Genomic DNA, 20,544 nt, shown 5'->3' with positions numbered 1-20,544 from the left:
CTGACGATCGGAGTGGGTGTTCCGGGGGAGGACGGGGTTCATGGGCTTGTTCGGCAGGAAAGTGGCGCCCCAGACGACGTTCGTGATCCCGCGCGACGTGGAGGCTCTGGAACGCGTCGTCGTCGCGCTGGGTGGCGGCGTCGAGAGCCTGGCCGACGCGAGCGCGAAGATCGTCACCGAGCTGGTGAAGACCCTCGACCTCGCCTACGGCGCCTGGTGGACGCGAGAACCGTCGGGCGCGTACTCCCTCACCGCCGAGGCCGGGACGCTCGGCCCGACGCTGCGGGCCGCGATCGGCAACGCCGAGACCATCCCGCCGGACGCCGGCCTGATCGGCGTCGCGGTGAACGGCCGGCGCCCGGTCATGACCAGCGAGATGCAGCATGCGGGCGACAACTGCCTGCGCTGGGGCGCGGCCCAGCGGGCCGGCATGGAGCACGCGGCCGCGGTGCCGCTGCTGCAGGACGGCGTGGTCGTCGCGGTCCTGGAGTTCTACGGCTCGCACTCGCTGCCCGCGTTCGGCGGCGAGAAGTGGGCGGCGATCACCCGGATCGCGGTCATCGCCCGGAACCAGGCGGTCGCCAACGCGGCCCTCCAGGAGACGCTGGAGGACCGGGAGGCGGTCACCACGGTCGTGGCCCGGGTCGGTGACGCCCACGACCAGGACAGCGCGCTCCGGGTCGCGCTGGACACGGTCCGCTCCGCGTTCGGCTGGGCCTACGGGTCGTTCTGGCAGCACGACCCGATCGAGAACGTGCTCCGGTTCAAGGTCGAGTCGGGGTCGGCGGGCGACGAGTTCCGGAAGGTCACGCTCGAGGCCACGTTCGCCGAGGGCGTGGGTCTGTCCGGGCGGACCTGGAAGTCGCGGGACCTGTTCTTCGTCCGGGACATCGGCGAGATGACCGACTGCGTGCGCGCGCCGGCGGCCCAGCGTGCCGGGGTGAAGTCCGGCGTCTGTTTCCCGATCCTGGACGGCGACACGTTCATCGGGACGATGGACTTCTTCACGACGCGGGAGATCGAGCTGTCCGACTCCCGGGCGGCCGCGCTGCGCAACGTCCAGCTGCTGGTGTCGCAGCGGATGTCGGTGCTGCGCCGGGCCGAGCGGGACGCCGAGAAGGCCCAGGCCCTGCTGGGCAGCATCTCCGAGCTGCGCCGGGCGTCGATGGACGCCAGCTCGGTCGGCGAGCAGGCGATGCGCGGCGCCACCGCGATGACGACCGAGGTCGAGGCGCTGGGCAATGCGTCCGCGGCGATCGGCGACGTGATCCGGATCATCAGCGGGATCGCCGAGCAGACGAATCTGCTGGCGCTGAACGCGACGATCGAGGCGGCCCGGGCCGGTGAGGTGGGGCGGGGGTTCGCGGTCGTCGCGAACGAGGTGAAGGAGCTGGCGCGGGAGACCGCGGAGGCTACGCAGAAGGTGTCGGACCAGATCACCGGGATTCAGGCGAGCAGCCAGCAGGTGGCGTCGGGTATTCACGCGACCAGCCAGACCATCGGGGAGCTGGACACGGTGCAGGCTCGGATCAACGAGGTGCTGGAGGAGCAGGCGAGGATGGCCGAGGCCTTCGAACACGCGTAGCCCAGACTGCCTCGCGCGCGCTCTGCCGACTTTCCGGGGTCTCCGATACCCCTGCAAGCCCCGGGATGTCGTGAATCCGCGGGTCCCGGCGTCCTAGGGGCGGTCGAGGGTTCGTAGTACCCAGATCCCGACCGGGATCCCGACCACGAACCCGCACGACAGCGGAAGCATGGCCGCGACCGCGCCGATCCGGCCGGCCAGGCGCGCGCGCTGCGTCCGTAACAGGGCGCCGCACACCACGATCAGCACCCCGATCGGAAACGCCCCCGCCGCGAGCCCCAGGTAGATCAGCCGCCCGAAGTCCCGCAGGTCCGACGACCCGGGATACCCGCTGTCCAGATGCCCGATCACCCCGCAGCACGCGACCACGACGAAGACCAGGTTCAGCACGCCGACCGCGATCAGTGCGAGGCCGGCCCGTCCAGAAGCATCGGGCATCGCGAAAACATAACCGGCCCGGTGAACCCACCCGACGGCGGAGCCGTGCGTCTCTCACCGCCTCCACCGAACGACGGACCGGTTCGTCCGTAAACACCCCGACCTGCAATGCAATTCCCGCAGGTCTACGGGTCTACGTCAGTGCGCGCTTCGCACCTACGTCAGTCGACCGATGTCTCGTCACCGTGCGTAGACGACCGTATCCCTCAGCGACGGAACCCCACTGGAGACCTCAGATCGGGCCCCGTCGGTTGAGGAAGGTGGAGCGCAGATGGCTACATACACGACGTTGAGCTCGACGGCCGACGTCTTCCGGCTTCACCCGGCCGTGACCGAACCGTCGGTCGCGTCCGCGCTCGCCGAGCCGCTGCTGGACGCCAAGTCGCTGGCGTTCTCCCCGATGGGCGCGGCGGCGATCGTCGCGCTCGCCGGGCTGGACCTGATCGGCAGCTACTGCGCGATGCGCTACCTCGACACCGGGCACCAGCTCTGGTGGTCGGCCGGCGCGATCGCGTTCCTCGGCCTCTTCGCCGTCTACTCGGCCAGCCTGCAGTGGGCCGAGCTCGGCACCGTCACCCTCGGCTGGATCGTCTTCGTGCAGGTCGGGGTCCTGGCGATGGACAAGATGGCGCACGGAACGATCATCCCGGCCGGCAAGTGGCTGGCGATGGGCGTGATCTTCCTGCTGATGGCCTACATGCTCCTGGCCCCCAACGGCAAGACCTCCGAGTCCACCCCGATCGCCCCCTCCCCGAGCGCCGGGCTTCCGTCCGGCGCCCCCGGCGGCACGGCGGTCATCGGTCACGAAAGGACGGCGAACCGATGACCGCCGTTGCCCTTCCCTCCGGCGACCGCCCGGTCCTCTACGACGCCGCTCACGGCGCCGCACCGCTGGTCGACGCCATCATCCGCTACCGCGGCCTGGAGACCGGCGCGCTGCACGTCCCCGGCCACGCCGGCGGCCGCGGCGTCGGCTCCACGCTGCGCAACCTGCTCGGCAGCACGTTCCTCGCGTCCGACGTCTGGCTGACCCCGGCCGACGCGACCCGCGCCCGCCGCGAGGCGGAAGCCCTGGCGGCCAAGGCCTGGGGCGCGGACACCGCGCTCTTCCTGCTCGACGGGTCGTCCGGCGGCAACCGGGCCGTCCACCTGGCCCAGCAGCAGGCCGGCGGGCCCGGCACCGACCACGTCGTGATCGCCCGGGACAGCCACACGTCCACGCTGGCCGGGCTGGTCCTCTCCGGCGCGACCCCGCACTGGGTGACGCCCCGGATCGACAAGGCCGGGTTCGGCATCAGCCTCGGCATCGACCCGGCCTCGCTCGACGAGACACTGTCGTCGATGGGCCACCGGGCCGGGCTGGTCAGCCTGGTCAGCCCCGGGTACGCCGGGGCCTGCTCCGACGTGAAGGCGCTGGCCGCCGTCGCACACCGGCACGGCACGCCGCTCTTCGTCGACGAGGCCTGGGGCGCCCACCTGCCGTTCCACCCCGACCTGCCGCAGCACGCGATCGCCCAGGGCGCCGACGTCGCGGTCACCTCGGCGCACAAGATGCTGGCCGCCCCGTCCGGGGCCGCGATCATCCTGACCGCGGGCGACCGGGTCGACGCCGGCCGGATCAGCCGGACCGTCCAGATGACCCAGACCACCTCGCCGCTGCTGCCGGTCCTGGCCAGCATCGACGACGCCCGCCGGACGATGGTCAGCCGCGGCCGGGTGCTGCTCGACCGCACGCTCGAGGTCGTCGCCGACGCCCGTCGCCGGCTCGCCGCGATCCCCGGCGTCCGGGTGGCCGAGGCCGAGGACCTCGGCGTTCCCCTCGAGCGGTTCGACCCGCTGCGACTGGTCATCAGCGTCCGCGGCCTCGGCCTCACCGGCCTCGAACTCGAACGGCTCCTGCGGACGCCCGGCCCCGGGCTCGGCACCAGTGGGCTGCTCCACCCGGCGGTCGCCGTCGAGGGGGCCGACGAGAGCAACCTGTTCGTGGCCATCACCACCTGCACGCCGCCCGAGGTCGTGGACGCGCTGGTGACCGCGCTGCGGACCGTCGCCTGCCGTCCCCGCCGCCGGCTCCGCCCGGCCTGGGACGGGCAGCTGGTCGAGGCCCTGCTCGCGCCGCGGACCCAGGTCTGCACCCCGCGGGAGGCCCACTTCGCGGCCACCGAATCGGTCCCGCTCGAGCGGGCGGTCGGGCGCACCAGCGCCGAGCCGATCACCCCGTACCCGCCCGGCGTCCCGTCGGTGATGCCCGGGGAGTGCCTCGACCGCGACGCGGTCACGGCGCTGACCAGGGCGGTCGCCAGCGGAATGCACATCCACGGAGCCAGTGACCCGACGCTGACCTCGGTCTGCGTACTGCGTGACTAACGGAGGTGCCGAAGTGATCGACGTCGTCGCGGCAGAGCGCGGACACCTCGCCCCTGCTGTTCCCACGATCCCCACTACCGAGCAACTGGCGTGGGCGGCCCGGGTCGCCTGGGCCAACGCCGACAAGGGCATCGGACGCCTGCGCTGGCGCGGGCTGCACGTCCGGGACCTGCGCGGGGTCAGCGACCCCGACGCGGTCGCATCCGGGCTGGCCGAGCACCTCCGGGTGGCGACCCGGGACGGGAAGATCCGCTCGGTCGCCACCGTGCTCGACCCGTCGATCGAGATCCTGAACGACCAGCTGGTCAGCTACGCCGGGTACCGGCAGGCCGACGGATCGATCCTCGGCGACCCGTACCACCTGGAGCTGACCACGCTGGCCCTGCGGGCCGGCTGGCCGGGCGGACGCCCGGTCGACGGGGGCCGGCTGCTCCCCGGGCCGTTCGACGTGCTGCCGCTGCTGCTGCGCGTGCACGGCGGCCCGGTGATCGCCTACGAGCTCTCGCCCGAACGAGTGCTGGAGGTGCCCCTCGAACACCCGGGGTTCGCCTGGTTCGCCGCGCTGGGCTTGCGCTGGTACGCGGTGCCCGCGCTCTCGCGCCACCGGCTGCACTTCACCGAGGCGCTGGCCTATCCGGTGGCGTTCTCCGGCTTCTACGTCGCGTTCGAGATGGCGTGCCGCGAGCTCGCCGACCCGAACCGGTACAACGTGCTGCCGATGATCGCCCGCTGCCTGGGCCGGGAAGGCCATCCGGTGGACGGGCCCTGGCTCCGCGAGGCCGCCCGGGTGCTGCAGCAGGCCATCCTGCACTCGTTCGGCCGCGCCGGGATGGTCCCGCCGACGGCGTCCGCGCGGCTGGAGATCTACCACCGCTACATGCCGCGGCGGAAGCCCGGGCCCCGGCCGGTGTACCGGCCGATCGACGCCCCACCCCCGTCCGGCGTCACCGCGGTGCCCGCGGGCCTCGGCCCGTCGAGGCACGGCCTCGAACGAGCGGCCGGTTGAGGCCATGCGTCACTGGGTGTCACACCTCCCGAGCGTTCCGCCGTCGTTCTCCTCGGCTCTCGACGGTCCGCTGTGCCCGCTCTGCGGGACCGTGCGGCCGTGCGCCGACGGCGACCGGAGCACCGTCGTAGTTCCGCCGACGCTCGTCGGCCCCGCGGGGCTTCGCGGCTACGTCAGTCGACCGATGTCTCCCGACCGGACTTAGACGAGTCTTTTCACCAGCGACGGAACCCCCACCGGGCACCGTCCACGCCGGAAGGTAGGTGTGTTTCGATGGCCAAGGAATTGACGGCCGGCCGGATGGTCTCCGAGCAGCGCGACGCACGGACCCGGGAGACCCCGACCCAGCGGTGGAACCGCAACTACCTCGAGATCCTGCACGAGGTCCGCGCCGCGCAGATCGGGACGCAGTTACTCCTCGTGTTCCTGCTCCTGCTCGCCTTCACCGGCCGGTTCGCCGAGACGACGCAGTTCCAGCGCACGGTCTACGTGGTGAGCCTGGTGCTCGTGGCCGGCGCCACCTGCCTGCTGATCGCCCCGGCGCCGTTCTCCCGGCTGGTGTTCCGCCGCCGGCTCGAAGCACAGCTGGTGCGGGCGTCGAGCCGGTTCGCGCTCTGGGGCGTCACGCTGCTGATGCTCGCGATCAACGCGGTCCTGCTGCTGATCCTCGACGTCGTGATGGGCCCGCCCTACGCCTACTGGATCACCGGCGGCACGCTGGTCTGGTTCCTGATCTGGTGGTACGTGGCGCCGGGCTGGGCCCGGGCCGGTCAGCGCAGGCGTCGCAAGGAGTCGACGATCGCCGCGCTCGAGGTGGCGAGCCAGAAGCTGCACAGCGAGCGGGTCGGCGACGACGCACCGCGCGCGCTCGGCTCGGGTGCGCGGGCCGCGGAGGCGGTGGGGAAACCGGGACCGCACCCCCCGCAGCTCCGTCCCGGTGCGGCGGTTCCGGCCTGGCCGGCTCCCCGGCTCCCGATGATGCCCACACCGCACCCCTCGCTGGCCACCGGCGACCAGCTGGGCTATCCGGGTGGCCACGCTCCCGCGGTCGGCTTCGACCGCCCGTCGCCGCAGCCCGGTGCGGCGACGGGCCCCCGCGGCCCCTTCCTGGGACCCGACGGTGCACCGAACGGCGGTCGGAACGGCCGCAGCGGACCGGTCCCGGTCGGGTACCCCGTCCCTCCCAACGGCCACGCCGGCGTCCCCGGCGGGCCCCGCTCAGGCATCGACGGCCCCATCGGCGGGGGCGTCCCGAACGGAACAGGTCCCATGCCCATCCACGCGGCTCCTCCCCACCCCGGCTCGCTGTACCCGGCCCCGCCGTCGGACCTCGGGCGCGCGCTCGGCCCCTACGCGTCCGTCGACCCGCTCGGCCCGATCGCGTCCGGCCCGCTCTCACCCGGCCCGCTCTCGTCCCGGCCGTTGTCGTCCCGGCCGATCAGCGCGATGCCGGTGAGTTCCACCCCCTTCGACGGGGCGGCCGCGCGCGGCCCCCGTCACCCCTACGGCCCCATGGTTCCGGGGCCTGCGGGCCCGGCGGCACCCGGCACGGCGGAGCCGGGTGCCCCGGGCCGAGCACCGGCCGGCCGCCACCGCGGCATCTCCTTGACCGACCTGCCCATCACCCACACCACGGGTGACGTGCCGCTGCTCTACGGCACCGGTGACCTCTCGTCCTTCTCCGGTGACGGCATGCAGCACGGGCGCTCGAACGACGGCATGCAGAACGGCTCGATGGGCTCCGACGTCACCCAGTTCGGCGTCGTCCCACCCACCGGGCCGGCCTCCCTCGACCTCCCCGCCGCCGGCGGGGGGGTCGTTCCGACTCCGGCCGGCGCGACCGGCTCTGCGGCGGCCGGCCCCGCGGCTGCAGACCTCGCGCCGGTCGGGCCCGCCTCGTCCGCTCCGGGTAGCGGTTCCACCGCGCCCGCACCGGACGAGGCGGGGGAGCGGCTCGTCGCCGGCAGCGATCCCGGTGCCGGCGTCGAGGCCGCGACCGACGCCGACGGCCAGGGCGTCGTCGGCCGGGCCCGGGTGATGCCGCCGAACCCGGCGGCCCCGCGGCACGGGTACCCCGCTCCCGAGGGGATGGGGACGCCCACGGAGGAGTAGGGGCCCACGGGGGCGAGTTCAGCCGGGGACACGAGGGGTGTCCCCGGCTGATTCGTGCGTGGGGGACGGCGCTCCGGGGCGCCGGACGTTCTACTCGCCGGACTCCGCGCGGAGGGCCGCTTCCCGGGCCAGGTCGATGCGGGACCGCAGGTCGAGCTTGCTCAGGATGTGCGACACGTGGGTGCTGACCGTCCGCGGCGAGAGGAACAGCTGCGCGGCGATCTGCGGGTTCGACATCCCCTGCACGACCAGGTCGGCGATCTTCGCCTCGGTCGGGGTCAGGCTGTCCCACCCGGACCGGACCTGGCGGTGCTTCACCCGCGGGGCCCGCCGGATGCCGTACTCGCGGAACCGATTCTGCAGCCGCGCCGCGTCCCAGCTCGCTTCCAGCGCGTGGTAGCCGTCGAGCGCGCGGCTGAACGCGTTGCGGGCCTCGGCCCGCTCACCCAGGTCGGCGAACCGGGCCGCCGCGGCTTCCAGCGCGGCCGCCCGGCGAATCGGACGCCCGGCGGCGAGGTACCGCTCGGCCGCCTGGAGCAGGAGCTGGGCGTCCCCCTCGAGCAGGCCACGGCAGTACAGCGCGGCGCCGACCCGGTGCGGGATCTCGGCCTTGCCCACGGCGTCCTCGGCCAGGCGGAGCACCTGCGCGGCGCCGACCTCGTCGTTGCACTCGACGGCCAGGCGCATCGCCTCGGGGATGAGCTCTTCCATCTCGTCGAGCTCTTCGACCTCGCCGGAGAGGTTGGCCAGGAGCGTGGCCAGCGCCTCGTCACGCCGGCCCTCCTGCTCGTGGCGGAGCGAGCTGGCCATCGCCAGCGAGGCCACGACCCGCAGACCGCCGACCATCACCCCGTGCGACTCGGACTGCTCGAGGTTGCGCAGGCCGGCCTCGGTGTCGCCCCGGTGCAGGTGGATCACCGCGGCCATGCCGTGGCAATGGCACGCCGACGCCTGGTCCCACGTCTCGTCGGGCACGGCCGCGACGCTCGCCAGGGCGTCGTCCCACTGGCCGTTCTCGTAGTAGAGCTCGCAGAGCGCGGCGTGGGCCTGACCCAGACGGATGGCCGAACCGACCCGGGTGGCCGCGTCGCGGACCTCGCGGGCGGCCTCGAGCGCCTCGGGGTAGCGGTCGAGGTCGCCCAGGGCGATCGACCGGTTGACCTGGACCAGCAGCCGCAGGTCGGTGAGCGACAGCTCCTCGGTGGTGACCGCGACCGCCTGGTCGAACAGCGGGATGCTCATCGCCGCGTCGCCCCTGGTCACGGTCGTGACGCAGAGCAGGTGCAGCGCCCAGGCCAGCGCCCACCGGTCGTTGGACTCCAGGGCGTAGGCCCGGGCCTCCTCGGCGGTCTTGGACGCGAGCTCGAGCTGGCCGATCATCCGGTGCGCGCGGCCGGCCGGGATCAGCAGACGGGCCCGGTGCCGGGCGGTCAGCGCCGGGTTGGCCAGCGCCTCGTGCAGCATCTCCAGCGCGTTCGCCGACTCGCCGGACTGCATCTGGGCCTGGCAGCTGATCCAGTGCAGCTCGACGATCAGGTCGGGGTCGGTCGCGCGGTCGAGCGCGGCCGTCGTGACCTGGATCGCCTCGGCGGCGTGGCCGGTGCGGTACAGCGCGTCGGCGAACAGTGCCGACAGCGAAGCGCTGGCCGGACGGGCCGGCCAGCCGGACGTCGCCCGGCGCAGCAGGTCGACCGCGGCCTGGGGCGCCTGGCCGACGAGCGCCGGACCGGCCTCGACCAGCCAGTCTTGCACCCAGGGATCGAGCGGGCCGAGCCGCGGGGCCGACGGGTCGTCGGCCGAGAGCAGCTGCCTGGCCACGCGATCGACCGGGGCGTGGGCCTCGGCCAGCGCGCGGCCGGCGTCGCGGTGCAGGGCCGAGCGGACCGAGGCGGGCAGCTCCTCGTAGAGCGCGGTACGGATCAGCGGGTGCCGGAAGCCCAGCCCCTCGGGGGTGTCGGCGAGCACGCCCGCGGCCAGCGCCTCCTGCAGCGAGGGCAGCAGGTCGGTGACGCTCTGCTTGAGCACGAGCGCGAGGTCGTCGACCGCGAACCGGACCCCGAGCAGCGCCGCGGCCCGGAGCACACCACGGACCTGCTCGGACAGGAAGCCGAGCCGGTCGGCGATCGCCGCGGCCAGCGTCTGGGGAGCCGAGTCGGAGACCACGTCGACGGTGCCCGGTGCGGTCTCGGCCAGATAGGCGCCGCGGCTGAGCGCGCCGACGAGCTCGGTGAGGTAGAGCGGGTTGCCGGCCGCGCCCTCGGCCAGCCGGGTCAGGGCCGTGCCCGGACGGCCGCCGGTCAGGCTGGTCAGCAGCGCGGTGACGTCGGAGCCGCCGAGCGGACCGAGCCGGACGAGGTCGTCGTTGTCGACCGTGCGCCGGAGCGCGCGGAGGCTGTCGCCCTGCGGGGTCGGGCGGGCCAACCCGAGCAGGAACAGCGGCAGCGGCAGCGGTAGCTGCCGGGCGGCCCGGGCGAGCCGGCCCCACAGCGCGACCGAGGTCGGGTCGGCCCACTGCAGATCGTCGATCACGATCATCACCGGCGACTGCTCGCAGAGCTGCTCGACCAGCGCGAACAGGTGCTCGGAGGCCGCGGTGACGACGTCGACCGCGGTCGCCGCGGACAGATCACCCCGTAAGAGCCGAAGCACCGCGCGGCGGCGCGGGTCGTTGGTGGACTCGCGAACCTCGAGTGCGTCGAGGAACGGCAGCAGTGGCAGACCCTGACCCAGCTCGTCGCCCGCTCCCCGGTAGACGGTGAACCCCGCCTCGGCCGCCTGCAGGCAGGCCGTGACCATCAGAGTGGACTTGCCGATGCCGGCTTCACCGTCGATCAGGACCGCGCGGCCATCGCCCGCGAGACACCCGGTGATCCAGCTGTCGAGCCGTGCGATCTCTACGTCACGCCCGATCAACGAGCCGGGAACCGGAGAGATCGTCACGAAGCCAGGATAGGACGGAGACGGAGAGTGAACAAGTGACTCACGCGCTTCGGCGAGTGAACAACTGAGCTCACTCGGACAAACTCTACCGCATATCGTGCGGAGCTCACTTTTACGGGCCTGTCGGGAAAACATTCCGGTATGGCCACCGACGGTCGGCCGGCGCGCGTGGCCCACGGCCGGCCCGGGCCTTGGCCGAACATTAAGAGAACTTGAAGAGGGTTGCCATTACGGTTGGCTGTGGAATGGTTACTCCCGTCCTCGGAATTGCTCGAGAACACGACGCGTCGAAATCTTGCGAGACCCCCAGGGCACCCGAAATCAAACTCGGTTCCCCCTCAAGGAGAAAACCATGCGGATCGGACGCCTGATCGCGACTGCTGCTACCGCAATTACGCTCGCCACGATCGCTTTCCTCGCTGGTGGCGGCGGCACGGCGATCGCCTCCGGACTGATGCACCCCTGATCTTCTCTTCCGTTCGATTGCCGAGCCATTCGGTGTGATCTCGAGGAGTTGTGCCATGCAGCACGGCTGACCATTCCTGGTCTTTGACGAGCCCCATTCCTACGGAGAATTTCCCCGGTTGACCGCGCGTTCCGCGCCGGACCGGCCCCTCGCGGCCCTGGTGCGTCGTCCCGGTCACCTCCCGCTCCCGGTCAGACGCACGGCAGCGGGTCCCGAACGGCCGGCAACGCCGTTCGCAGACGTCCCGTCTCGCCGGGGTCCGACCCCGTACCGGCTGATCAGCTGCTACTCGGTGGTCGACCCGGCGAGGGCGGGGGCGTCGGAGCACCTCGCATGACCCACAGCTCGCCGCGGGCCGCCGGCTCACCCCTCGCACCACTCGCCCGGCACGCGGATCTCGAGGCCCCGGCCGACGAACCATCCTGATTCCCAGGATGCGTTTCCGTCGGCCGGGGCCTCGTCGTGTGCGGCCTTTTTCGTCCTTTCCCCGGTTGCTGGACCGCACGCCTTTCGAGCGGCTCTCCAGCGCCTCTGGGGCCGCCGGAGGGGGATGGGCCGGGCCGGCCCCGGTAAATCGTTCTGCGGCCGTTTCACGGCCTATTGCGGCCAGCGGGAGCGCCGGTCGGGCCGCACGTCTTCGGGACGGTCGGCGGTCCGGCTCGCGAATCCCTTTTCCGGTTTTGAGCGGACTTTTGAATCCGGTTGCAAAATAGGTGCTACCCCCCGGTACGGTTCCGGGGCGGGCGGCCGGCGAACCGGAATCGCACCGACACTCTACTGAACGAAACTCGTCCGTATTAAGAAGGGATAAGGTTGGTGCCCTGTTTACAATTATTGAATGTTATTCAAAGCCCGGATCTATTTAAAATCGCATTCAAAATCGGGGCTTTGAAAAGGCGCACCGAGTGGCGTCGGCGGATCGGCCGATCGGAGGATCAGATTACGAACTCGGCGCGCCCGGGGCGGCCCGAATCTCACCCTCCGTCACCGGCGTGGCGTCCACTTTGATGCCTCGACATGCCCGGTGCGGCATTCACGTCCACTCACGCCTGACCGCGCTGACGTGGGAAAACTGCGACGGATCGTGATCGGAACAGCCCTGAGCGCCACCTGAAGCGCCCACATCGGACGCGGGCGACCCGTGACGTGAATGCCTCGGACCGGCACGTTCAGACCGTCAGGACTCCGGAACGTCGCGGTGGAGCTCGTCCAGCCAGGTCCGGGCGGATGCGTCCGACGGGGCCCGCCAGTCACCACGGGGAGACAGCGACCCACCGGCCGACACCTTCGGCCCGTTCGGCAGCGCCGACCGCTTGAACTGGCTGAACGCGTAGAAGCGGGCCAGGAACACCTCGAGCCAGTGCCGGATCGCCGCCAGGTCGTAGGCGTTGCGGCTCGCCTCGGGGTAGTTCGGCGGCCACTCGCCGGCCGCCGCGTCCCGCCAGGCGTGCAGGGCCAGGAACGCGATCTTCGCCGGCCCGAACCCGAACCGCAGGACGTGGAACAGCGAGAAGTCCTGCAGCGCATACGGGCCGACCTTGGCCTCGGTGCTCTGCGGCGTCTCGCCCTCGCGGGTCGGCACCAGCTCCGGGGTGATCTCGGTGTCGAGCACGGCCTGCAGGACCTTGGCGACCTCGTCGTCGAACTGGCGCGACGAGATGACCCAGCGGATCAGGTGCTGCATCAGCGTCTTGGGCACGCCCGCGTTGACGTTGTAGTGCGACATCTGGTCGCCGACGCCGTACGTCGACCAGCCCAGCGCGAGCTCGGACAGGTCGCCGGTGCCGAGCACGATCCCGTTGCGCTGGTTCGCGGCCCGGAACAGGTAGTCGGTGCGCAGCCCGGCCTGGATGTTCTCGAACGTGACGTCGTAGACCTCTTCGCCGCGCGAGTACGGGTGCCCGAGGTCGGCCATCATCTGGTTCGCGGCCGGCCGGATGTCGATCGTCTCGAACGTGACGCCGAGGGCGTCGGCCAGCGCGACCGCGTTGTTCCGGGTGTGGTCGCTCGTCGCGAACCCGGGCAGCGTGAAAGCGAGGATGTCGCTGCGCGGCCGGCCCTCGCGGTCCATCGCCTTGGCCGCGACGATCAGCGCGTGCGTCGAGTCCAGGCCGCCGGACACGCCGATCACGACCTTCGGCTGCCCGATCGCCCGCAGCCGCTGCTCCAGCCCGGACACCTGGATGTTGTAGGCCTCGTAGCAGTCCTGCTCCAGCCGGGAGGCGTCGGCCGGGACGAACGGGTAGCGCGCCAGCTTCCGGCGCAGCCCGATGTCGCCCGCCGGTGGCTCGACCGCGAACTCGATCCGGCGGTAGTTCTCCAGCCGGGCCCCGTGGTGTCGGCGGTTGTCGTCGAACGTCCCCATGCGGAGCCGTTCGGCGCGGATCAGGTCCAGGTCGACGTCGGCCGTCGCGTGGTGCTCACCGCGCGGGAACCGCTCGGTCTCGGCCAGCAGGACGCCGTTCTCGTAGATCATCGTCTGCCCGTCCCAGGACAGATCCGTCGTCGACTCGCCCTCGCCGGCCGCCGCATAGACGTACGCGGCCAGGCAGCGGGAGGACGCCGACCGGCAGAGCAGCTTGCGGTCGTCGGCGCGGCCGATCGTGATCGGGCTGCCGGACAGGTTGACCAGCACGGTGGCCCCGGCCAGCGCGGCCTCGGCGCTCGGCGGGATCGGGACCCACATGTCCTCGCAGATCTCGACGTGCAGCACGAAGCCCGGGACGTCGACCGCGTCGAACAGCAGGTCGGGCCCGAACGGGACGTCGACCCCGCCGAGCCGGAGAGTGCCGGCGACGTCGTCGCCGGGCGCGGTCTGGCGGCGCTCGTAGAACTCCCGGTACGTCGGCAGGTACGACTTCGGGGCCACGCCCAGAATGCGGCCCCGGTGGATCACCACCGCGGTGTTGTAGAGCCGGTGCCGGTACCGCAGCGGGGCGCCGACGACCAGGATCGGCAGCAGGTCGGCCGACGCGGCGACGATCGTGTCGACCGCGGTCTCCACCGCGTCCAGCAGCGTGTCCTGGAGGAGCAGGTCCTCGATCGAGTAGCCGGACAGCGTCAGCTCGGGGAACACCACCAGCCCGACGCCGTCGGCCGCGCACGCGCGGGCCACGTCGATCACCGCCGAGGCGTTGGCTGCCGGGTCGGCGATCGCGGTCGACAGCGCGCTGGCCGCCACCCGGAAGAAGCCCTGGTCGTATGCGGAGTAGAAGTCCATCGCGGTCAAGTCTTACAGACGCCCCCGGTAGATCGCCGCCAGCCACACGTCGAGCAGGACGTCGACCACGTGCGGGCCGGTGATCGCCGGTTCGAACCCGCCGAACGTGCCGTAGCTGACCCGCTCGTTCATCGACGTCAGGGCGATCGCCAGGTCACGGGCCGGCAGCCCGGCGGGTGCGGCGCCGCGGGCCCGCTCGGACTCGATCGCCAGCTGGGTGCGGCCGACCCAGCCCTCGACGATCCCCGCCCACAGCGCGCTGACCTCGGGGCTGGTGACCCGGGCCTGAGCGGCGGCCAGCGCGACCGGCCGGTGCGCCGAGAACGTCTCGTAGAACGTCCGGATCGCCGCCCGCCAGAGCACCCTCGGGTCGTCCGAGCGGGAGAGTTCGAGCGCCTCGGTGGCCCCCGCGTGCGCCTCGACGCTGACCCGGTCGAGCAGCGCGAGCAGCACCGCGTCCTTCGAGGCGAAGTAGAAGTAGAACGTCGGCCGGGAGATGCCGGCCCCGCGGGCCAGGTCGTCGGTCGAGATCTCGGCGTACGGACGCTCCCCGAGCAGCCGTTCCGCGGTGGCCAGGATCGCCGACTCGCGCTCGTCACCGGACACCCGGGGGCGACGTCGTCCTCGTTGCATGCTCGACATCATGTCGAACTCGTCGACAGGGTGTCGAGTGCGTTGCTACGGTCGGCGCCATGGAGCACGTCGATGTGGTGATCGTCGGGGCCGGGCTGTCCGGCATCGGGGCGGCCTGCCATCTGCGGGCGCTCACCCCGGGCAAGTCGGTCGCGATCCTCGAGGCGCGGGACACGATCGGCGGCACCTGGGACCTGTTCCGGTACCCGGGCGTCCGGTCGGATTCCGACATGTTCACGCTCGGGTACTCGTTCCGGCCCTGGACCAGCAAGAAGGGCATCGCCGACGGCGCGTCGATCCTGGAGTACGTCCGGTCGACCGCGCGGGCGTTCGGCGTCGACGAGAAGATCCGGTTCGGTCACCGGGTCGTCGCGGCCGACTGGTCGTCGGAGACCGCCCGCTGGACCGTGACCGCCGAGCACGACGGCGAGACCGTCGAGCTGACGTGCTCGTTCCTCTACTTCTGCTCCGGCTACTACCGCTACGACGAGGGTTTCACCCCCGACTTCCCCGGCCTCGGCGACTTCCGCGGCCAGGTGATCCACCCGCAGCACTGGCCCGAGGATTTCGACGCCACCGGGAAGCGGATCGTCGTCATCGGCAGCGGGGCGACCGCGGTGACGCTCGTCCCGGCGCTGGCCGGGAAGGCCGGGCACGTGACGATGGTGCAGCGCTCGCCGACGTACGTGGCGACGCTGCCGACCGTCGACCCGATCGCCGCCCGGCTGCGCCGACGGATGAGCCCGGAGCGCGCGTATCCGGTCATCCGCTGGAAGAACGTGCTGTTCACGACGCTGAGCTACCAGCTGTCCCGGCGTCGCCCGGAGTTGATGAAGAAGCTGCTGCGTGCGGGCGCGCTCCGCCAGCTGCCGCGCGACTACGACGTCGACACGCACTTCGGGCCCCGCTACGACCCGTGGGACCAGCGGCTCTGCCTGTCCCCGGACGGCGACCTGTTCGCCGCGATCAGCGCGGGCACGGCGTCGGTGGAGACCGGCCGGATCGAGACATTCACCCCGACCGGCCTCCGGCTGGCGTCCGGACAGGAGCTCGAGGCCGACGTCGTCGTGACCGCGACCGGGCTGAACCTGCTGTTCCTGGGCGGAGCGACGCTCCGCGTCGACGGGGTCGAGCCGGTGCCGTCACAGCTGCTGGCCTACAAGGGCATGATGCTGTCGGCGATTCCGAACTTCGCGCTGACCGTCGGGTACACGAACGCGTCCTGGACGCTCAAGGCCGACCTGGTCGCGCGGTACGTCACCCGGTTGCTGAACTACATGGACGAGAAAGGCTACGCGGTCGTCACGCCGGAGGGACCGCCGGTGGACCCGGACGCGCCGCCGCTGATCGACCTGAAGTCGGGCTACATCCTGCGCAGCGCCGACGAGCTGCCGCGCCAGGGCCCGGCGGCGCCGTGGCGGCTCTACCAGAACTACCCGCGGGACGTGCTGCTGCTCAAGCACGGCAAGGTCGACGACGGGTTCCTGCGGTTCGGCCGGGCGCCGGTCGGCGCCCGGCCGAACGTGGTCAGCTGACGTCGATCGTCAGCCGGGGGACGAATAGCGCGTCGACGCCGACCCGGAACGCGTCGCTGCCGAAGACGAAGCTGCCGTCGGCGCCGCCGGTCGTGTTCTCGTTCCGGTAGAGCCAGAGCTGCAGCCCGCCCTCGGGGTTGCTGGCCGGCACGTTGCGCAGCAGGCCGGGCGTGTCGGTGCCGTTCCCGTCCCAGTCGCCGACGACCGGCTCCTCGCGGAGGTGCGACGCGGTGGCCCCGAACGGGAAGTTCGTGTCGGGCGAGCCGCCCGCCAGCACGTCGTTGATCTCCATCCACTGCTTGCCGCGGACGATTCCGGCCGTGTCGACGCCGTCGCCGTCCCAGTCGCCGACGACCGGCCGGTCGCCGAGGTGCCCGTACGCGAACGTGACGGTCGGCGAGGACGCGCCCAGGTCGCGCCGGATCGTCCACCGCAGCGTCCCGGACGTGTCGGGGATGACGTAGCCGACCTCGTAGGCGTCGTCGGCCGGGTCGAAGTTGCCGGCGATCGGGGTACCACGTAGGACCTCGGTCAGCCCGGGCCGTCCGAACGTGAACGAGAGGTCCGACGGACCGGCGCTGTTGGCGTTGCGCAGGAACCAGGTGAACGTGTCCGCGGTGCCGTCGGCGCGGGCGATCCCGACCGTCTCCGAGCCGTCGCCGTTCCAGTCGCCGACCACCGGGACGTCGAGGTCGCTGCCTCGGCGGCCGAAGCTGAACGAGCGGTCGGCCGCGCCGCCGGACGGCGTGTCCTTCTGGTACCAGAGCCCGCGGTCGTAGATCACCGGACCGCTGGGCCCGTCCGGCGTCGCCGCGCTTGCCGGAGCGGCGATCACGGCGGCCACGGCCAATCCGGCCGCACACACTGCGGCGGCGAGAGTCCTCCGCAAGTTCGATGTCATATCCCCACCTAGGAGTTGATTTGTACGTTGCGCAGGCCGGTGTATCCCACCACCCAGGGTGATTGCCGGTGACGGTCCGCATCCGGACAGATGGGCAACCGTCCGGGCCGACGCCGTGCTGGTATCAAGGGCGCATGAGCTCCGACGCTGAGACCGAAGTAGTCGACCTCGCGCGCGACCTGATCCGGATCGACACCACCAACACCGGTGAGACCGCGACCAGCGCGGGGGAGCGGGCCGCGGCGGAGTACGTCGCCGGGAAACTCGACGAGGTCGGGATCGCGGCCGAGATCTACGAGAGCGAGCCCGGCCGCGCCACCGTCGTGGCGCGCCTGGAAGGCGCGAACCGCGACCGCGGCGGTCTGGTGCTGCACGGCCATCTGGACGTCGTCCCGGCGAACGCCGACGACTGGGCGGTCGATCCGTTCTCCGGCGAGCTGCGCGACGGCTATCTCTGGGGCCGGGGCGCCGTCGACATGAAGGACATGGACGCGATGATCCTGGCGGTCGTGCGCCGCTGGGCCCGGGCGGGCATCAAGCCGCCGCGGGACATCACGCTCGCGTTCTTCGCCGACGAGGAGGCCGGCAGCACCCACGGCGCACACTGGATGGTCGACCACCACCCGGAGTGGTTCGAGGGCTGCACCGAGGCGGTCAGCGAGGTCGGCGGTTTCTCGCTCTCGGTCACCGACGACCTCCGGCTGTACCTGGTGGAGACGGCCGAGAAGGGTATCGAGTGGCTGAAGCTGACCGCGACCGGTAAGGCCGGGCACGGGTCGTTCACCCACGAGGACAACGCGATCACGACGCTGTCCGAGGCCGTGTCGCGGATCGGCCGGCACCGGTTCCCGATCGTCCTCACCGACAGCGTCCGCCGGTTCCTCGAGGAGGCGAGCGACGCGCTCGGCATCGAGCTGAACCCGGACGAGCCCGAGCAGGTCATCGCGAAGCTCGGCCCGATCGCCCGGATCATCGGCGCGACCCTGCGCAACACCGCGAACCCGACGATGCTCGACGCCGGGTACAAGGTGAACGTCATCCCCGGGTCGGCGACCGCGGCGATCGACGGGCGGGTGCTGCCCGGGCAGGAGCAGGAGTTCCTGCAGACGATCCGCGAGCTGGCCGGCCCGGACGTCAAGGTCGAGCCGACGATGGAGCAGATCCCGCTCGAGACGACGTTCGACGGCGACCTGGTCGACGCGATGGCCGACGCGCTGCGCCACGAGGACCCCGGGGCCCGCGCGGTCCCGTACATGTTGTCCGGTGGCACCGATGGCAAGGCGTTGTCGCGTCTGGGCATTCGATGCTTCGGCTTCGCCCCGCTGCGCCTGCCGGCCGATCTCGATTTCGCCTCGCTGTTCCATGGTGTCGACGAGCGCGTGCCGGTCGACGGCCTACAGTTCGGGGTGCGTGTTCTCGATCGGTTCTTGTCGCGCAGCTGAGGAGCCCCTGGCGATGTCTACGGAAGCTCAGATCGACGCGGCCCTAGAGGCGATCGTCGCCGCGGCCCGGCACCACCGCTCGGTACTGCGGGCCGGCGCGGGCGAGGACCAGGTCTGGCGGGCCTATGTGGCGCTGAACAACGCGACCGTGCGCTACGACGACCTGATCAGCGACGTCTACGACGAGGTCACGCCGTGGGACTGCGAGTACCTCGAGGCTGACGAGTCGGTGCCGGTTCCGGCCGCCGCCGCCCCCACCAGCAGTGCCCCGGTCGGTGACGGCGCGCTGATGGTCTCGGTGCGGCACCGGCGCGACTACGTGATCCCGGAGCCGTCCCGGCTGCTCGCGCTGGCCACCGAGGCCCGCCGGACGTCGTGGGCCGCGGTCGACGCCACCCACGCGGCCCGTCCGGTCAGCGAGATCGGCGAGGCCGTGAACGAGCTGGTCCAGGCCGGCGACGGCACGGTCGCCGCGCTGGACGCCTACCCCGAGGAACTCGTGCCCGGCAACGGCGTCCTGCTGGTGAACGCGGTCCGGCGTCCGCTGACGTTCTCGGACGCGCCGGACGGCGCCGACCCGCTGCTGCTCGGGCCGGACGAGCAGCAGCTGTACCGGATGGACGAGGAGATCGTCGACGAGGAACCCCCGGTCGAGTACCCCGCCCCGCGGGACCCGCTCCCGGACCCCACCGCCAGCAGTCTCTGGTAGTTACGTGGCCAGCGCCGGCGCGCCCTCGGGGCGCCGCCGGCGGCGGAGGACGACCTTGCGGGTGCCGTCGGCGTAGAGCCGGACCCGGGCCAGCTCCCACCCGCCGTACTCGGCCCGGATGGTCAGCTCCACCTGTGCGGACACCCGGTCGGTGCCGGGCGGCAACCTCAGCGGCGCGTACTCGTAATCTGGGGGCACCTCGTCATAGTGCCTCAATCCTTCAGCCACCGTCTCGTTCCGGGTAACCGAATTCGGGCGCGGACACGTCGTCCAGGGCCCGGCGGATCTCGGCCGGCAGCGTCAGCGCCTCGGTCTGCAGCGACTGCATGAGCTGGCCCACCGTCCGGGCCCCGACCACCGGCGCGGCCACCCCGGGCCGGTCGCGGATCCAGGCCAGCGACACGGTCAGCGGCGAGACGCCGAGCCCGTCGGCGGCCGTCGCCACCGCTTCGACGATCCGGGCCGACCGGTGGTCGAGGAACCGGCCGATGAACCGCTCGAAGTGCGGTGAGGCGCCCCGGGAGTCGGCCGGCGTCCCGTGCCGGTACTTGCCGGTGAGCACCCCGCGGCCCAGCGGCGACCAGGGCAGCAGCCCGATCCCGAGGTCGAGCGCGGCCGGTACGACCTCCCGCTCGACGCCCCGCTCCAGCAGCGAGTACTCCACCTGGGTCGAGATCAGCCGCGACCGGCCGTGGGCCAGCTGCCAGGTGGCGGCCTTCGCGGTCTGCCACCCGGTGTAGTTCGACATGCCGACGTAGCGCGCGCGCCCGGTGCTGACCGCGATGTCGACCGCGGACAGCGTCTCCTCCAGCGGCGTGTGCGGATCCCAGGCGTGCAGCTGCCAGAGGTCGACGTGATCGGTGCCGAGCCGGGCCAGCGAGGCGTCCAGGGCCGAGAGCAGGTGGCCGCGGGAGGCGTCGCGCCTGCGCAGCGCGGGCACCGCGACCGCCTTCGTCGCGATCTGCACCGCGGAGCGCGGCACGACCGGCCCGAGCAGTTCGCCGAGGATCTCCTCGGCCCGGCCGTCGGCGTAGACGTCGGCGGTGTCGACCAGGGTGCCACCGGCGTCGGTGAACGCCTTCAACTGGTCGGCGGCGTCGTCCGCTTCGGTGTCCCGTCCCCAGGACATGGTTCCCATCGCGAGCCGGGACACCATCAGCCCGCTGTGGCCGAGGGCACGCAGTTCCATG

At 72.0% G+C, this 20,544-nt stretch carries 15 protein-coding genes; 8 read left to right on the top strand and 7 right to left on the bottom strand.

Annotation, left to right across the window (positions count from 1 at the left end):
* Window positions 1-40: 40 nt before the first annotated feature.
* Complete coding sequence (locus FL583_RS42620; protein WP_142709125.1) at window positions 41-1,585, top strand: methyl-accepting chemotaxis protein; 1,545 nt, start codon at window positions 41-43, stop codon at window positions 1,583-1,585.
* A gap of 93 nt (window positions 1,586-1,678) precedes the next feature.
* On the opposite strand, the gene FL583_RS34705 is transcribed toward FL583_RS42620, so the two are convergent.
* Window positions 1,679-2,023: a hypothetical protein gene (locus FL583_RS34705; RefSeq protein WP_142709124.1), complete on the bottom strand. Its 345-nt coding sequence runs from the start codon at window positions 2,021-2,023 to the stop codon at window positions 1,679-1,681.
* A 271-nt stretch (window positions 2,024-2,294) separates the two neighbouring features.
* On the opposite strand from FL583_RS34705, the gene FL583_RS34700 reads away from it, so the two are divergent.
* The 4 genes from FL583_RS34700 to FL583_RS41275 all read left to right on the top strand — a co-directional run bounded on the left by FL583_RS34700 (window position 2,295) and on the right by FL583_RS41275 (window position 7,508).
* The gene (locus FL583_RS34700; protein ID WP_142709123.1) at window positions 2,295-2,849 is read left to right on the top strand and encodes a hypothetical protein; all 555 of its coding nucleotides are present in this window, start codon (window positions 2,295-2,297) and stop codon (window positions 2,847-2,849) included.
* Window positions 2,846-4,390: an aminotransferase class I/II-fold pyridoxal phosphate-dependent enzyme gene (locus FL583_RS34695; RefSeq protein WP_142709122.1), complete on the top strand. Its 1,545-nt coding sequence runs from the start codon at window positions 2,846-2,848 to the stop codon at window positions 4,388-4,390. Before FL583_RS34700 ends, FL583_RS34695 begins: the two co-directional genes overlap by 4 nt.
* Before the next feature lie 13 nt (window positions 4,391-4,403).
* Window positions 4,404-5,396: a nitric oxide synthase oxygenase gene (locus FL583_RS34690; RefSeq protein ID WP_170324028.1), complete on the top strand. Its 993-nt coding sequence runs from the start codon at window positions 4,404-4,406 to the stop codon at window positions 5,394-5,396.
* A gap of 273 nt (window positions 5,397-5,669) precedes the next feature.
* Complete coding sequence (locus FL583_RS41275; protein WP_205752730.1) at window positions 5,670-7,508, top strand: DUF6328 family protein; 1,839 nt, start codon at window positions 5,670-5,672, stop codon at window positions 7,506-7,508.
* Between the two features lie 90 nt (window positions 7,509-7,598).
* Here the strand turns inward: FL583_RS41275 and FL583_RS34680 are convergent, their stop codons facing one another.
* The 3 genes from FL583_RS34680 to FL583_RS34670 all read right to left on the bottom strand — a co-directional run bounded on the left by FL583_RS34680 (window position 7,599) and on the right by FL583_RS34670 (window position 14,779).
* Entirely contained in the window at window positions 7,599-10,448 is a 2,850-nt protein-coding gene (locus FL583_RS34680) for a helix-turn-helix transcriptional regulator (RefSeq protein WP_205752729.1), read from the bottom strand.
* Window positions 10,449-12,091: 1,643 nt separating this feature from the next.
* On the bottom strand, window positions 12,092-14,134 hold the full coding sequence (locus FL583_RS34675) for an NAD(+) synthase (protein WP_142709119.1): 2,043 nt from the start codon (window positions 14,132-14,134) through the stop codon (window positions 12,092-12,094).
* A gap of 12 nt (window positions 14,135-14,146) precedes the next feature.
* On the bottom strand, window positions 14,147-14,779 hold the full coding sequence (locus FL583_RS34670; RefSeq protein ID WP_142709118.1) for a TetR/AcrR family transcriptional regulator: 633 nt from the start codon (window positions 14,777-14,779) through the stop codon (window positions 14,147-14,149).
* Window positions 14,780-14,826: 47 nt separating this feature from the next.
* Here FL583_RS34670 and FL583_RS34665 point away from each other — a divergent pair, with 47 nt between their 5' ends.
* Complete coding sequence (locus FL583_RS34665; RefSeq protein WP_142709117.1) at window positions 14,827-16,302, top strand: flavin-containing monooxygenase; 1,476 nt, start codon at window positions 14,827-14,829, stop codon at window positions 16,300-16,302.
* On the opposite strand, the gene FL583_RS34660 is transcribed toward FL583_RS34665, so the two are convergent.
* Window positions 16,295-17,203 (bottom strand): hypothetical protein, encoded by a 909-nt coding sequence (locus FL583_RS34660; RefSeq protein ID WP_142709116.1) that lies wholly within the window; start codon window positions 17,201-17,203, stop codon window positions 16,295-16,297. The two genes, FL583_RS34665 and FL583_RS34660, sit on opposite strands and share 8 nt — an antisense overlap.
* A gap of 134 nt (window positions 17,204-17,337) precedes the next feature.
* On the opposite strand from FL583_RS34660, the gene FL583_RS34655 reads away from it, so the two are divergent.
* Window positions 17,338-18,645: a M20/M25/M40 family metallo-hydrolase gene (locus FL583_RS34655; RefSeq protein WP_142709115.1), complete on the top strand. Its 1,308-nt coding sequence runs from the start codon at window positions 17,338-17,340 to the stop codon at window positions 18,643-18,645.
* Window positions 18,646-18,658: 13 nt separating this feature from the next.
* The gene (locus FL583_RS34650) at window positions 18,659-19,354 is read left to right on the top strand and encodes a hypothetical protein (RefSeq protein ID WP_142709114.1); all 696 of its coding nucleotides are present in this window, start codon (window positions 18,659-18,661) and stop codon (window positions 19,352-19,354) included.
* On the opposite strand, the gene FL583_RS34645 is transcribed toward FL583_RS34650, so the two are convergent.
* On the bottom strand, window positions 19,355-19,552 hold the full coding sequence (locus tag FL583_RS34645; protein WP_142709113.1) for a DUF5703 family protein: 198 nt from the start codon (window positions 19,550-19,552) through the stop codon (window positions 19,355-19,357). It lies immediately after the preceding gene.
* Between the two features lie 22 nt (window positions 19,553-19,574).
* A complete protein-coding gene (locus FL583_RS34640; RefSeq protein WP_142709112.1) occupies window positions 19,575-20,543 on the bottom strand; it encodes an aldo/keto reductase in 969 nt (322 codons plus the stop codon).
* Window position 20,544 lies beyond the last annotated feature (1 nt).

This window comes from Cryptosporangium phraense, assembly GCF_006912135.1.
In the GTDB taxonomy this organism is placed as follows: Bacteria; Actinomycetota; Actinomycetes; order Mycobacteriales; family Cryptosporangiaceae; genus Cryptosporangium; species Cryptosporangium phraense.
Note: the sequence above shows the minus strand (reverse complement) of the source record. Positions and strands in the feature narration are given on the sequence as shown.

Excerpts from the sequence above, each read along its gene's own strand:
- FL583_RS42620 (WP_142709125.1), top strand. The coding sequence starts at position 41 with ATGGGCTTGTTCGGCAGGAAAGTGGCGCCCCAGACGACGTTCGTGATC.
- FL583_RS34705 (WP_142709124.1), bottom strand. The coding sequence starts at position 2,023 with ATGCCCGATGCTTCTGGACGGGCCGGCCTCGCACTGATCGCGGTCGGC.
- FL583_RS34700 (WP_142709123.1), top strand. The coding sequence starts at position 2,295 with ATGGCTACATACACGACGTTGAGCTCGACGGCCGACGTCTTCCGGCTT.
- FL583_RS34695 (WP_142709122.1), top strand. The coding sequence starts at position 2,846 with ATGACCGCCGTTGCCCTTCCCTCCGGCGACCGCCCGGTCCTCTACGAC.
- FL583_RS41275 (WP_205752730.1), top strand. The coding sequence starts at position 5,670 with ATGGCCAAGGAATTGACGGCCGGCCGGATGGTCTCCGAGCAGCGCGAC.
- FL583_RS34675 (WP_142709119.1), bottom strand. The coding sequence starts at position 14,134 with ATGGACTTCTACTCCGCATACGACCAGGGCTTCTTCCGGGTGGCGGCC.
- FL583_RS34670 (WP_142709118.1), bottom strand. The coding sequence starts at position 14,779 with ATGATGTCGAGCATGCAACGAGGACGACGTCGCCCCCGGGTGTCCGGT.
- FL583_RS34665 (WP_142709117.1), top strand. The coding sequence starts at position 14,827 with ATGGAGCACGTCGATGTGGTGATCGTCGGGGCCGGGCTGTCCGGCATC.
- FL583_RS34660 (WP_142709116.1), bottom strand. The coding sequence starts at position 17,203 with ATGACATCGAACTTGCGGAGGACTCTCGCCGCCGCAGTGTGTGCGGCC.
- FL583_RS34655 (WP_142709115.1), top strand. The coding sequence starts at position 17,338 with ATGAGCTCCGACGCTGAGACCGAAGTAGTCGACCTCGCGCGCGACCTG.
- FL583_RS34650 (WP_142709114.1), top strand. The coding sequence starts at position 18,659 with ATGTCTACGGAAGCTCAGATCGACGCGGCCCTAGAGGCGATCGTCGCC.
- FL583_RS34640 (WP_142709112.1), bottom strand. The coding sequence starts at position 20,543 with ATGGAACTGCGTGCCCTCGGCCACAGCGGGCTGATGGTGTCCCGGCTC.